The organism is Bradyrhizobium sp. SRS-191, assembly GCF_024586915.1.
Lineage (GTDB): Bacteria > Pseudomonadota > Alphaproteobacteria > Rhizobiales > Xanthobacteraceae > Bradyrhizobium.
In genome coordinates, this window is record NZ_JANBVS010000012.1 from 50997 (window position 1) to 63409 (window position 12413).

Consider the following 12413-nt stretch of genomic DNA (forward strand, 5'->3'; position numbering starts at 1 on the left):
ATGGCGGGATCATCGGAACATCACGGCTTGCGCGCGCTGCACCGGCTCGGGGCCATCGCGGGCCTCGCGCTCACGCTCGGCGCCTGCAACTCCACCACCGGCGAGGTTGTCGCGACGATCCCCGATGACTACAAGATGCGCCATCCGATCGCGATCGAGGAAGGCCGGCAGTCGACCGTCGTCTTCATCGGCAACGGCCGCGGCGGCCTGACCTCTCCGCAACGCGACGACGTCATTGGACTCGCGCGCTCCTGGCGGCGCGAAGGCACCGGCGCCATCGTCGCCGAGGTGCCGGCCGGCACGCCGAACGCGCGCGCCGCAGAGGACGCCTACCGCGAGATCCACGCCGTGCTGACCGCAGGCGGCGTGCCGTCGCGCGCCATCACCGTTCGTCACACCACGCCGGACGATCCGCGGCAGCTCGCCGTGATCCGCCTGACCTATCCGAAGATCGCCGCCGTCGCGGGCCCGTGCGGCCTGTGGCCGGACGATCTCGGGCCGAACATCAACAATCCCGGCTACAGCAGCAATCAGCACTATCAGAACTTCGGCTGCGCCACGCAGCGCAACCTCGCTGCGATGATCGACAATCCGGCCGATCTCGAGCAGCCGCGCTCCGAGAGTGCCGCCTACACGCCGCGCCGCTCCGCTCTGTTCGAGAAGTACCGCAAGGGCGAGTCGACGGCGATCACCTATCCGGAAGCCGACAAGGCCAAGCTCAGCGATACAGGCAAATGATCAAAGCGTCCCGTCACAGCCAGGATGAGCAGCCGGCGCCGAGCGGCCCGGCGCTCGACGATCACATCGCGCCGGTCCCCCGCGTCTCTGTGCAGGCGTTCACCGAGACCGACCGGACCTCGTCCGCGGTGCTCGCGGCGAGCCAGGACCGCCGGCTCGGCAAGGCGCATATCACGATCAAGGCCGGCGGCATGGCCCGCGCCATCGAGACCTATCATTCGCAGCCGACGCCCAACGTCATCGTGATCGAGACCAGGCCGGACGGCGACATTCTCGGCGGCCTCGACGATCTCGCCAGCGTCTGCGATCCCGGCACCCGCGTGGTGCTGATCGGCAGCATGAGCGACGGCGTCGCCTATCGCGAGCTGGTGCGGCGCGGCGTCAACGACTACGTCGTCGGGCCGGTCGAGACCATCGACATCATCCGCTCGATCTGCAGCCTGTTCTCGGCCTCCGAGGCCGTCATCACCGGCCGCATCATCGCGGTGGTCGGCGCCAAGGGCGGCGTCGGCGCCTCGACGGTGGCGCACAACGTCGCCTGGAGCATGGCGCGCGACCTGACGCTGGATTCCGTGGTCATCGACCTCGACATGGCGTTCGGCACCGCCGGGCTCGACTACAACCAGGATCCCCTGCAGGGCATCGCCAACGCGATCTTCCAGCCCGACCGGCCGGATACCGCGCTGATGGACCGCCTGCTCGCCAAATGCACCGAGCATCTCAATCTGCTTGCGGCACCGGCGACGCTCGACCGCGTCTATGATTTCGGCGCCGAGGCGTTCGACGCGATCTTCGATACGCTGCGCCTGACGCAGCAATGCATCGTGCTCGACGTGCCGCACCAATGGTCGGCCTGGACGCGGCACGCGCTGATCAACGCCGACGACATCCTGGTGGTCGCCGAGCCGGATCTCGCCAACCTGCGCAACGCCAAGAACCTGCTCTCCGTGCTCAAGGCCTCGCGCCCCAACGACCGGCCGCCGCTGTATTGTTTGAACCAGGTCGGCATGCCCAAGCGGCCGGAGATCGACCTGAAGCGCTTCGCCAAGACGGTGGAGGCCGAGCCCGTCGCGGTGATCCCGTTCGACTGCAAGCTGTTCGGCACCGCCGCCAACAACGGCCAGATGATCGCGGAGGTCGGAGCGCTGAGCCGGACACCCAAGCTGTTTCAGGAGATCGCCAACCGGCTGACCGGGCGCGTCGAGGCGCGGCCGCAGCGCAGCTCGCTGCTGGCGCCGATCGCCAAGCTGCTCGGCGCCAAATAAGCCTCAGTCGTCGGAGCGGCTCAGCGCCTTCGCCAGCGCCTTGTCGGGCTGCCCCGCCACGGGCCGGTCGTGGCGCGGCGACAGCTCGCGCTGCGCCATCTGCCGCCGCACGAGAATCTTCTTCACATAGGCGACATTGGCGTTGGCCTGCTCGGGCGGCAGCCCGGAGCGCGCGATGGTCTCCGCCTCGCTCATGCGGCCCTGCAGGCCGACGATGACGGCGAGATTGGTCTTCACGCGCGGGCTCGCCTCCGGATTGGCGCTGGCCTTGCGCAGCTGCTCCTCGGCCTTCGGCAGCTCATTGGAGAGCGCATAGGACAGGCCGAGATTGGACAGCACCGAGGGATCGTCGGGCGCGATCTTCAGCGCTGTCATGTAGTACTGCCGAGCCTCCTCGTTGCGGCCCATCTGGTCGAGCGTGGCGCCCTGCGCCGACAGGATGCGCCAATCGGGATCCTCGGGCGAATGCGCCCGGCTCAGCACGTCGAAGCCCTGCTGGAAATTGCCGTTGTCGGCGAGCGCGCGGCCATAGGCGGCGAGCAGCGCCTTGTTGCCGGGATTGGCGATCGTCGCCTGCTCGAGCACGGCAACCGCCTGCGAGCGCTGGCCGGTGGCGCGCAGCGCGCTGCCATAGCGCAGCGCGAGGTCGGTATCGTTCGGCGTGGCGCGGAAACGTTCGCGGAGCTGATCGACTTCAGCGCGCGGGTCCGTCGCAGCCGGGCCAGGCTTCTCGGATTTGCCGCCCAGGGCGCCCGTGATGTCGCCGAGATCGGTGGTCTGGCAGGCGCCGAGGCCGAGCAGGACGACGCCGAACGACAGCGCGAACGCCACAGGCCGGCGCAGAGGGAGGGAGCGAAAGGGCCGCGTACGCATGCAACTGAACTACTTCGGGACCGGATGATCTGCACGCTGGCAGATTAACCCTAAGGTCCCGTTAAGCTGTTGCGGCCGTCCGGCTCAATCGATGAATTCGGCGCCGAATTCGCAGCCGATGCGCCAGGCCAAGCGGCACTTGCGCTGATGGTCGGGCGAGAACACGATCGTGAACTGCGGCGGGATCTCGACGAATTCAGCCACGACCTTCACGCCGCCATCGGAGATATCCGTCACGGTGCAGTCCCGCGGCAGGCTGCCATTGCCATAGTGGATCTTCGCGATCCTCTTGCACAGCCGACGTTCGCTCTTGCGACGGTTCGCCAACATCAACATCTCGACGCTCACCCACTCAATCCGTCCATCCGGAGATCTTCCTTTTAGCGAGGAAACGTTGGGATCTGGCTAGCGCCTGCCCCGGGATTCCGGAGCTGCGATTTGGATTTCGTTTACCTTCCGCCGGCCGGCAGCATGAAACCGTCGAAATACGCGGCCAGCCGTCCGACATCGTCAATCGGCATGATGTCAGCAACATACTGGTCGGGCCTGATGATCACGAGGCAGCCGCTGGCGCGATCGATGCCGCGCATCGCAAAAATGTCCTGGCCGCTCTTCAGATCGGGACAGAACATCTTCTCATAGTCGATCAGGCCGTAGCGGCCCTTCCGGGGCAGCAGCAGCGTGGGCATCTTCTCGAGCGCGAGCTCGCGATGGCTCTGCTGGAACACCGCACGCAGATCGATCACCGCGTCGATATCGCCCCCCGCCGGCGTGTAGCGGCGAACGGGAGACGCGGCATCCTCGCTCAGGAATTGGCACAGGCGGCGGATGGCGGACTGCTGCGCGGTCGGGTCCTCAGCTCCCGCAAAGGCGAATAGGCGGAAGCGGCCGTCGGCCTGAACGATTTGGCCGAGCTGCACCGGCTTGGCATCGCCGAGCCGGATCACCGGCGCAGAATGCAAGCGCTTGCCGATCACCAGGCCCGTGGCGAGCGCCTGAAACGTGTCGTCGCCGGTGAGAACCGAGGGCCGATAATGCGTCGCGGTGCCCGCCGTGTAGCGGCCGTGACGGACGAAATAGTCCTGCGTCTTGGCCGCATCGGCGCCGCCCTGCTTGGCGGCGGATGCGAGGATCCCCGACCATTCGCGATCGAAATCGATCAGCTCCTGCGCGATCGCCTTGCGCTCGGCCGAGTAGCTGTGCAGCAGCTCGGGAGCACAGCGCTGCCCCAGCACGGCCGCGAGCTTCCAGCCGAGATTGAAGGTGTCCTGCATCGACACGTTCATGCCCTGCCCCGCCTTCGGGCTGTGCGTGTGGCAGGCATCGCCGGCGATGAACACGCGCGGCAGCCTTGTCGCGACCTCCGCCTCCGGCACGTCGTCGAACTTGTCGGTGATGCGCTGGCCGATCTCGTAGACCGACCACCACGCGACCTCCTTCACTTGAAGCGTGTACGGCGCGAGAATGCGCTGCGCCTTGGCGATCACGTCGTCGACCGTGATGTTGCGGCCGGCGACGCGCTCGCCGACCTCGAGCTTGGCGAGCTCGACATAGAGCCGCACGAGATAGCCGCCCTCGCGCGGGATCACCAAGAGGCTCCCGTCCTTGGACGACTGGATCAGCGACTTGAAACGGATGTCAGGAAAATCGGTGACGGCGAGCACGTCCATCACGCCCCAGGCATGGTTGGCGGAATCGCCGTGCAGCTCGCGGCCGATCGCCTTGCGGACCACGCTGCGGGCGCCGTCGCAGCCGACGACGTAGCGCGCCTTGATGGTCTCGACCTGGCCTTCATGCGCGGAATCGATCCGGTCGAAGCTGACCGTCACGCCGTGCGCACCGGCGGGCGCCGCGGGATCGATCGTGAGATCGCGCAGCCGCCGCGAATAGTGCGGTTCGAGCTTCGCGGCCGAGCGGCGCATCACCTCGAGAAAGAAGTCGTGCACGCGGGCCTGGTTGAGCACGACATGCGGCATCTCCGACAGGCCGTCCTCGACGTCCTGCACGCGGCCGCTGCGCGCGATCCTAGTACCATCAGCGGCATCAGGCTTCCAGAACGTGGTCTCGTTGATCCAGCAGGCTTCCTTCAGCACCTTCTCGGCGAAGCCATAGGCGTTGAACATTTCCATGGTGCGGCAGGCGATGCCGTCGGCCTGCCCGAGCAGCAACCGGCCGGGCTTCTGCTCGACGATGCATGTCTTGATATCGGGAAAAGCGGAGAGCTGGGCGGCGAGGTTGAGTCCGGCCGGCCCGCAGCCGACGATCAGCACGTCGACCTCGGCCGGCAGCGGGCCGGCCGAGCCGGAGCTCGCCACGCGCTCGGCGGCGTCGAAAATCTCGGGATCGCCCGGCTGGAAGCCATTGAGATGAAACTGCACGTGACCACCCTCCCTCGTTCTTCGTTATTGATCAGTATACTGATCATCAGTATGCTTGTCAAGCAAGAGAGGGAGATTGAACGTGGCCGAGATGCAGGACATGCCGGGACACCTGGCGCGCCGGTTTCAGCAGATCGCGGTGGCGGTGTTCCTGGCTGAGGTCGAGGCGGCCGGCTTCGACCTGACGCCGGTCCAGTACGCCGCGCTGGCGGCGATCGCGGCCAACCCTGCCGTCGACCAGATCACGCTGGCCGGACTGATCGCCTATGACCGCACCACGATCACCGGCGTGATCGATCGGCTGGCGCAAAAGGGGCTGGTGGTGCGCCAGGCCAGCCTGCGCGACCGGCGCGCGCGGGAGCTCTCGATCACAGCGGAGGGGCAGCGAACGCTGGAGGCGATCACGCCGGCGGTTGAGGCGGCGCAGCGAATGATGGTGCGCGGCCTGACCAAGGCCGAGGGGAAGGAGTTGGTGCGCCTGATGCAGAAGGCCATTGCCGCCGGCAATGAACTCAGCCGCGCCCCGCTTCGCGAGGGCGCGGCTGAGCGGTGACAGCCGAAGATGTGTCCCGTTCGTTCGCCACGAGCGCCGCTCTGCTCCCTCTCCCCGTTCTTCACGGGGAGAGGGCTGGGGTGAGGGGCAGCCACACGGGCGGTGCGCGTCACGAGCGTGCTCTGCTCACCAACAAGGCGTGTAGCATCAGACACCTGCTCCGAAGCAGCGCGGCCCACGTCAACTCACTAAGTCTGCCCGTGCCGCGGCCCCTCACCCCGACCCTCTCCCCGTGAAGAACGGGGAGAGGGAGTGCACCGTCACCGCCGCGGCGACGTTCGTCCCGCCTGACCAGCCGTCGCCAATCATAAGGCGTATCCTCACCGCAGCAACGCAAGCCGCGAGATTCTCGGCCTCACGAATACCGCATCACCCCATCATCGACCTTGCCGAACCGCAGCGAGACGATGTCCAGGGCGTAGTTCTGGTACAGCCGCCACGGCCGTTTTGAGCCTTGCTTCGGCAGGTCCGCGATCGAGCGCTGCACGTAGCCGGAGCTGAAGCTGAGCGACGGCAGCGGCGTGACGGTGCTGTCGTCATTGTGCGGCACGCATTGGCGGTAGCCGTGACGGTCCATGTAGTTGAGCAGGCGGCAGACATATTCGCAGGTCAGGTCGCATTTCAGCGTCCACGACGCGTTGGTGTAACCGAGCGTCGCCGCCATGTTCGGCACGTCGGAATACATCATGCCCTTGTAGTTGAGCGTCTTGGCGAAATCGACCTTGCGGCCGTCGACCACGATCTCGATGCCGCCGAGCACCTGCAGCACCAAGCCGGTTGCGGTGACGACGACGTCCGCGTCGAGTTCGCGGCCATCGGACAGGCGCAGGCCGCGCTCGGTGAAGGTCTCGATCCCGGCGGTGACCACCGAGGCGCGCTGCTCGCGAATGGTCTTGAACAAATCGCCGTCCGGCACCAGGCACAGCCGCTGGTCCCACGGGTTGTAGCGCGGCGTGAAATGCGTGGCGACATCGTAGTCGGCGCCGAGCGCGGCGCGCACCCCGCCGAGGATGAGCTGCTTGACGCGCTCCGGCTTGCGCCGGCTCAGCTGGAAGAAATACATCCCGAACAGCACGTTGCGCCAACGGATCAGGTGATAGGCGAGACCAGGCGGCAGATGGCGGCGCAACTTGTTGGCCAGCGCATCCTGCGCCGGGCGTGACACCACATAGGTCGGCGATCGCTGCAGCATGGTGACATGCGCCGCGGTCTTGGCCATCGCTGGCACCAGGGTCACGGCCGTGGCGCCGGACCCGATCACCACCACGCGCTTGCCGGCATAGTCGAGATCATCAGGCCAGGCCTGCGGATGCACGATGCGGCCCTTGAAATCGGCCATGCCCTTGAAGTCCGGCAGGTAGCCGTTCTCGTAGCGATAATAGCCGGAGCACATGAACAGGAAGCCGCAGGTGATCTGCACGGCTTCCGTGCCCTGCTCCGTCTTGCGCTCGGCCTCGACCGTCCAGCGAGCGTCCGCGCTGGACCAGGAGGCGCGGACGACGCGATGGTTGAAACGGATGTGGCGGTCGATGCCGTTCTCGGTCGCAGTATCCCGGACATATTTCAGGATCTGCGGGCCGTCGGCGATCGCCTTGGGATCGGTCCACGGCTTGAACGAATAGCCGAGCGTGTACATGTCGCTGTCGGAGCGGATGCCGGGGTAGCGGAACAGGTCCCAGGTGCCGCCGATCGCGCCGCGCCCTTCCAGGATCGCGAACCGCTTGCCCGGGCATCTGTGCTGCAGATGATAGGCGGCGGCGATGCCGGACAGTCCGGCGCCGACGATCAGCACGTCGACATGCTCTGTTGACATGAGGCGGTCCTGGCGTTCCCTGGTCCGGCGTCCCGCGCCGGTGGCGGACAGTCGCAACCCCGACCGCCGCTGTCAAATCGGCGGCGCGTTCGTAGTCGATCAACTCTCCTGCTCTATCCAAGATGGTCATCCTCAGACGGACCTCGCGATGAACATCCCCGCCCCGCAGCATGAACCACCCGGCCCGGACGGCAGCCGGGACCGCGGCGGCGCGCAAGCGCATCGCATCGCTTTGGGCGTCACCATCGCCGCGATCGGGCTGGCAGGCTGGTCGCTGTTTCCGAGCTTCCCGGCCGGACAGCTGATCGCGGTCGTCACCGTGATCCCGCTGCTGGCGCTGATCCTCACCTTGCGCTTTCCCGGCCGGTTCCGCATCGGGCTGGGCTCCGGCTACGGCGCCAATCTCGGCACCGGCTGCATCGTGGCCGCCGGCACGCTCGCCGCGCGCACGCTGTCGGACATCAATCTCGTCAGCTGGCTTCCGCTCACGGCCTTCGCCATCGCAGTCGCCCTCGTGTTCCTGATCGTCGCCATCAGGTTCGAAACCCAGCTGCGCCGCCGCGGCTGGCGGATCCTGCTCGCGTCGCTGTTCGTCGGCGCCTACGCCTTCGGGACGCTCGGCCAGTTCAACACCGCGCTCGACCACTCGGCCCCGGCGCTGCTGCGCAGCCGGGTGCTCTCAAAGCATCTCGGCCACAGCCGTCTTGCGACCCATCAGGTGACGCTGGAGCCCTGGGGCCCGTTTGCGATGGCCACCGACGCGCATGTGGCGCACGCGCTGTACGAGCGGCTCCAGCCCGGGGATACCGTGTGCCTGCGCCTGCATGATGGCGCGTTCCGGATGGCGTGGTTCACGGTGGCGGCGTGCCGATGAGGCGCCGCTGGGCACCGAACAGCGATGACCGGCCATTTGCGTCGCGGCGTAATGCTGCGTATCCTCTTTTCTCAGGCCGTACGAGCGCAGCGACATTAGGGGCCTTGCGCGCCACTCCGAATACCCGGGACCTCACTCCAGGCCACGCCACGCGAGCCGTCGTCGCATGACCGACTTCCTGCCCCGCCCTTTCGCCGTCGACCATCCCGATGTGCTGGGACTCGACGTCCCGGCGCTCGACGCACGCCCCGGCGCGGTGCTGCTGGCGCGCTCGCCGTTCTATCCCGGCGGCGGCGGGCAGCTGCCGGACCGCGGCATGATCGCCTGGAACGGCATCGTTCGCGAGGTCGTGGGCTTCGAGCCGACCGCTGACGGCCTCTGGCACCTGCTCGGCGACGATGCCATCCCCGACGGCACGATCGAGCTCCACGTCGATCCCGCCTTCCGTCAGCGCATGTGCGAGCAGCACACCGTCGCCCACCTCGTCAACAGCGCGGTCTACACGCTGTTCGACGGGGCGCTGCTGACCGGCGTGCGCATGACCGACACCGACGAATTCAGCGTCGATTTCGATCTGCCGAAAGTGTCACCGGAGCAGCTCCGCGCCGTCGAGGACGCCGTCAACGCCGCGATTTCCGACGACCGCCCAGTGCGCACCTTCGATATGGATTACGATTCGGCCCAGGCGACCGCCGGCCTGTTCCGCGCCAAATCCGTCGCCCCGCCACGCCAGTCCGACGGCATGATCCGCATCGTCGACATCGAAGCACTCGATCGCCAGGCCTGCGGCGGCACGCATCTGATCTCGACCGCAAAGGCGCGGCGCATCCGTATTCTCAAGGCGGACAACAAGGGCCGGCAGAATCGGCGGCTTCGGATTGGATTGGGGAGCGATTAGCAACACCTGCCGGCGCGACGTCATTTCCGACGATCGTCGATCGTCCCTAGCTCGCTCTCGGCCGCCTCGAAAAGCGCGTCATGCAACGCTTCGTCCTGCTCCCTCGTGTCGCTCCAAACGGGGCTGACGTGCACGATCGCCTTCGCCTCCTGGAGGGTGATGCCCAACGCAGCACGAAGGACGACGATGCTGTCGATCTTCCAACAGCCGCCGTCCCGCAGATGACGCACGAGATCGTCGGTCGTCGCTCCGGCGGCGAGCTTGTCCTTGCAGCTGCGCGCCAGCGCGGCGCGGTCGACCTTCAGCGCCATATGTTCGTCACCCATTGTCCGAGCCGGCATCATGGCTTGGCCGCGGGAGCCGATCGGGTCTGGGCGGGTGGCGGGAAGACCGGCGCGAACAGGCAGTCCTCCATCCACGGCTGATCCTCGAGACGCGCATCGACGTCCGGATCGTATGTCCAACGCTGCTCCCGCGCCGGTGCCGGCGCTGCGGCCGCTCCCGGCGACGCCGTGGTCCAATGGGCGATGGCCTTCACGTCTACGTCGTCATCAGGCTCGGGACATTTGTCGTCGCCGACAAAATCGCGGATCGCGCAACTCGCCTTGGGGCTCGCGCGACCATCCTTCACAACGTCGAGGCTCCGCACCTCAGATATATGGCCGCTGGCCCATTCCAGGCTCACGCTGCAGATGCGGTCCTGGTGCTGGCGATACATGCTGCTGAGGCACAGGTAATTCCAGTTTCCGTAAGGCGGGGGCGAGAAGAAGCACGACGCAGGTTCGTAGCCAGCGAAGGCTCCGCCGCTGTCCTTCGCCACGATCTTCCGCTGCCGCTCCATCGCGCGGATCAACGCGCCGCCTTGCAACTCATCTGTTCGGTGGCGGGTGCGGTCCAGGAGGATGCGTGCATCGCTCTGCTGGGCCTCCGGATCGCTTTCGGCCGCTCCGAAGCGGTCGACGCCACCGGACCGCACCTTGAGCCAGCGCCGCTGGCTCCGGATCAGCGCCTCGTGAAACTCAGGATCCGTCGTCTCGCGCAGCAGCTTGAAGTAGGCGGCGCTCATGGCCTCGTCCGCCTTCTTTAACTGCGGCGAGGCGCAGATGATCTTGTCCACGGGCTGCTGCGCCTTCGTGCAGTCCAGCGCGCGCGCTTCTGGCGCCAGCGCCAGGCCGGCGACAAGCAAAGGTACGTAAGCCGCTACTTTCATCGAACATTTCAATCTACTTCGCCAGCGACGCCAGGAACGCATCGCCGATCGCGCGCCAGCGGTCGGGATAGAGCCGCAGCAGATGACCGTCGCCGGGAACGTCGTGCAGCAGCTCGAAACGCACGCTGCCACCGGCGGCCGCAAAGGCTGTGTGATACTCATTGATCAGGGCCTCCGGGTATAGTCGGTCATTGTCGGCGTAGAGCCAGAGCTGCGGCACTTGTCCCGCAGAACCGCGGCCCGCATTGACGTAGTACGGCGTGGTCACGGGGCCGTAGGGATACCAGCCGCCGGAGAAGTTGACGACGCCCAACACCTCGGCCGGCTTCAGGCCGGCATAATGCATGGCGAGAAAACCGCCGCGCGACTGGCCGGCGAGCAGCACCGGCCCCGGACGCACGCCGGGCAAGGTGCGGCCGAAGGCGATTGCGGAGTCGAGATCCTCGACCGCCTGTGCCACGCCGGACGAGACGTCAACGAGGCTGCCGTCATGGGCGCGGCCGAAATCCTCCTCGCCATTGATGCCCTCTGAACGGCCGCGGCCGCGCCGCATGAACGTCAGCACGGCAAAGCCGTTGTCGCGCAGCCAATGCGCCTCGGTGGCAAACGACCATGTGCGCAGCTGGTTGCGGCCGACATCGGAGCCGTGGGTGACGATCGCGAGCGGCGCCGGGACCGGCCCAGGCGCAGGGTAGTAGGTCGCCTCCAGCCGGATCGGCCGGCTGGCATCGGGCGTGCGCAGCGTCAGATGCGGAATGAAGACGCGCTCGCCTGGCCACGGCCACTCCTCCGGGCGATCGCCGGCCGCGAGGCGCGCGGCGTCGCCGCGCACCAGCGCGCCCGAGGTGACGCCACCGTTCTTGAGCGTCGCGGTCAGGTAGAGCCGGTCCGGACCATCGAAGGCATAACGGAAAATACGGAATCCGGTCATGACGAGAACGCCGTCTTTGATGACCGCCTCATCGCGCCACCATTCGCGATTAGCGCCGTAGAATGCCGAGTCCGACATAGCGAACACGACGTTGGCATGGCCGTCGGCGCGGATACGCTCGACCACCAGGATGTGGCGGTCGTCATGCCAGGTGCCGATCCACGCGCCGAGAAAGCGCGCCATATCCGCCGGCACGTCCGGCGCCGGCGGCTCGATCTCGAACGCCGGCGGCAGCGGCACGATGGCCTCTGGATCGACGGTCAGGGGTAGCGCGACAGCGCCGTGCATCATCATCGCCACCATTATTGCGAGCAAAGCCGATCCCAGACGCATGACGTCACCCCCGGCCGTGAACGTTACGGCCGATGCACAATCACGTCGAATCCTTCCTCGGCCGCCGGCGCCACGAAGTAGGACGTGAACAGATCGAACTCCTCGTCGGTCACGTTGAACGCATGCCCACCCGCTTCATTCCGAGCCCGCAGCCGCGCCTTGCAGACCGCGTCGGGGACGTCGAGATGGTGCAGCTGGTGCGGCACGCCGGCGGCTTCGAACAGGCCGCGCATCCAGCCGCGGCTGGCCAGCGTGTTGGCGGGGAAGTCGAGCACGACCGAGACGCCGGCACGTAGCAGCGCGACGATGTGCGGTCCCATCACGGCGCGCAGCCGCGACGAATTGCGGACATAGTCGGCGAGGCTCGTCTGCTCGCCTGGATAGAGCTGCGCCAGCCAATCGTCCTCGGCCACCACGATGGTGGTCGGGCGTTGGCCCAGCTCCGCAACGAGCGTCGATTTGCCGGCAGCGATCTTGCCGCACACGAGGTGCAGCATGGGTTGGTTCGAAGACATGGACTGAATCCTCACAAGCGGCGCCGCCTCGG

The 12413-nt window shown here is 66.9% G+C and carries 13 protein-coding genes; 5 read left to right on the forward strand and 8 right to left on the reverse strand.

Features of this window, described 5'->3' with window-relative positions; all coding sequences use genetic code 11:
• The gene (locus NLR35_RS21290; RefSeq protein WP_257168490.1) at window positions 1-738 is read left to right on the forward strand and encodes a CpaD family pilus assembly protein; all 738 of its coding nucleotides are present in this window, start codon (window positions 1-3) and stop codon (window positions 736-738) included.
• On the forward strand, window positions 735-2003 hold the full coding sequence (locus NLR35_RS21295; protein ID WP_257168491.1) for an AAA family ATPase: 1269 nt from the start codon (window positions 735-737) through the stop codon (window positions 2001-2003). Before NLR35_RS21290 ends, NLR35_RS21295 begins: the two co-directional genes overlap by 4 nt.
• Window positions 2004-2006: 3 nt before the next feature.
• On the opposite strand, the gene NLR35_RS21300 is transcribed toward NLR35_RS21295, so the two are convergent.
• The 3 genes from NLR35_RS21300 to NLR35_RS21310 all read right to left on the reverse strand — a co-directional run bounded on the left by NLR35_RS21300 (window position 2007) and on the right by NLR35_RS21310 (window position 5254).
• The gene (locus tag NLR35_RS21300) at window positions 2007-2876 is read right to left on the reverse strand and encodes a tetratricopeptide repeat protein (protein ID WP_257168492.1); all 870 of its coding nucleotides are present in this window, start codon (window positions 2874-2876) and stop codon (window positions 2007-2009) included.
• 84 nt (window positions 2877-2960) lie between these two features.
• Window positions 2961-3206 (reverse strand): PilZ domain-containing protein, encoded by a 246-nt coding sequence (locus NLR35_RS21305; RefSeq protein WP_172112826.1) that lies wholly within the window; start codon window positions 3204-3206, stop codon window positions 2961-2963.
• Between the two features lie 119 nt (window positions 3207-3325).
• Window positions 3326-5254, reverse strand: coding sequence for an FAD-binding monooxygenase (locus tag NLR35_RS21310; protein ID WP_257168493.1), 1929 nt, complete (start codon window positions 5252-5254; stop codon window positions 3326-3328).
• A 100-nt stretch (window positions 5255-5354) separates the two neighbouring features.
• Between NLR35_RS21310 and NLR35_RS21315 the strand changes: the two genes are divergently transcribed.
• Window positions 5355-5807, forward strand: coding sequence for a MarR family winged helix-turn-helix transcriptional regulator (locus tag NLR35_RS21315; protein ID WP_257168674.1), 453 nt, complete (start codon window positions 5355-5357; stop codon window positions 5805-5807).
• A 355-nt stretch (window positions 5808-6162) separates the two neighbouring features.
• Here the strand turns inward: NLR35_RS21315 and NLR35_RS21320 are convergent, their stop codons facing one another.
• On the reverse strand, window positions 6163-7671 hold the full coding sequence (locus NLR35_RS21320; RefSeq protein ID WP_257168675.1) for an NAD(P)/FAD-dependent oxidoreductase: 1509 nt from the start codon (window positions 7669-7671) through the stop codon (window positions 6163-6165).
• Window positions 7672-7768: 97 nt separating this feature from the next.
• Here NLR35_RS21320 and NLR35_RS21325 point away from each other — a divergent pair, with 97 nt between their 5' ends.
• Together NLR35_RS21325 and NLR35_RS21330 are read left to right on the forward strand one after the other, a co-directional pair.
• Window positions 7769-8494: a hypothetical protein gene (locus tag NLR35_RS21325; protein WP_257168494.1), complete on the forward strand. Its 726-nt coding sequence runs from the start codon at window positions 7769-7771 to the stop codon at window positions 8492-8494.
• 166 nt (window positions 8495-8660) lie between these two features.
• Window positions 8661-9392 carry an alanyl-tRNA editing protein gene (locus NLR35_RS21330; protein WP_257168495.1) on the forward strand — a complete coding sequence of 244 codons (732 nt, stop codon included), beginning with the start codon at window positions 8661-8663 and terminating at the stop codon, window positions 9390-9392.
• A gap of 20 nt (window positions 9393-9412) precedes the next feature.
• On the opposite strand, the gene NLR35_RS21335 is transcribed toward NLR35_RS21330, so the two are convergent.
• From NLR35_RS21335 to NLR35_RS21350, 4 genes are read right to left on the reverse strand one after another with little or no spacing between them, the layout of a single operon-like run.
• Window positions 9413-9703: a hypothetical protein gene (locus NLR35_RS21335; protein ID WP_257168496.1), complete on the reverse strand. Its 291-nt coding sequence runs from the start codon at window positions 9701-9703 to the stop codon at window positions 9413-9415.
• Between the two features lie 29 nt (window positions 9704-9732).
• Window positions 9733-10602 (reverse strand): lysozyme inhibitor LprI family protein, encoded by an 870-nt coding sequence (locus tag NLR35_RS21340; protein WP_257168497.1) that lies wholly within the window; start codon window positions 10600-10602, stop codon window positions 9733-9735.
• A gap of 13 nt (window positions 10603-10615) precedes the next feature.
• On the reverse strand, window positions 10616-11866 hold the full coding sequence (locus tag NLR35_RS21345) for a dienelactone hydrolase family protein (protein ID WP_257168498.1): 1251 nt from the start codon (window positions 11864-11866) through the stop codon (window positions 10616-10618).
• A 23-nt stretch (window positions 11867-11889) separates the two neighbouring features.
• On the reverse strand, window positions 11890-12381 hold the full coding sequence (locus tag NLR35_RS21350; RefSeq protein ID WP_257168499.1) for an ATP-binding protein: 492 nt from the start codon (window positions 12379-12381) through the stop codon (window positions 11890-11892).
• Between the last annotated feature and the right edge of the window lie 32 nt (window positions 12382-12413).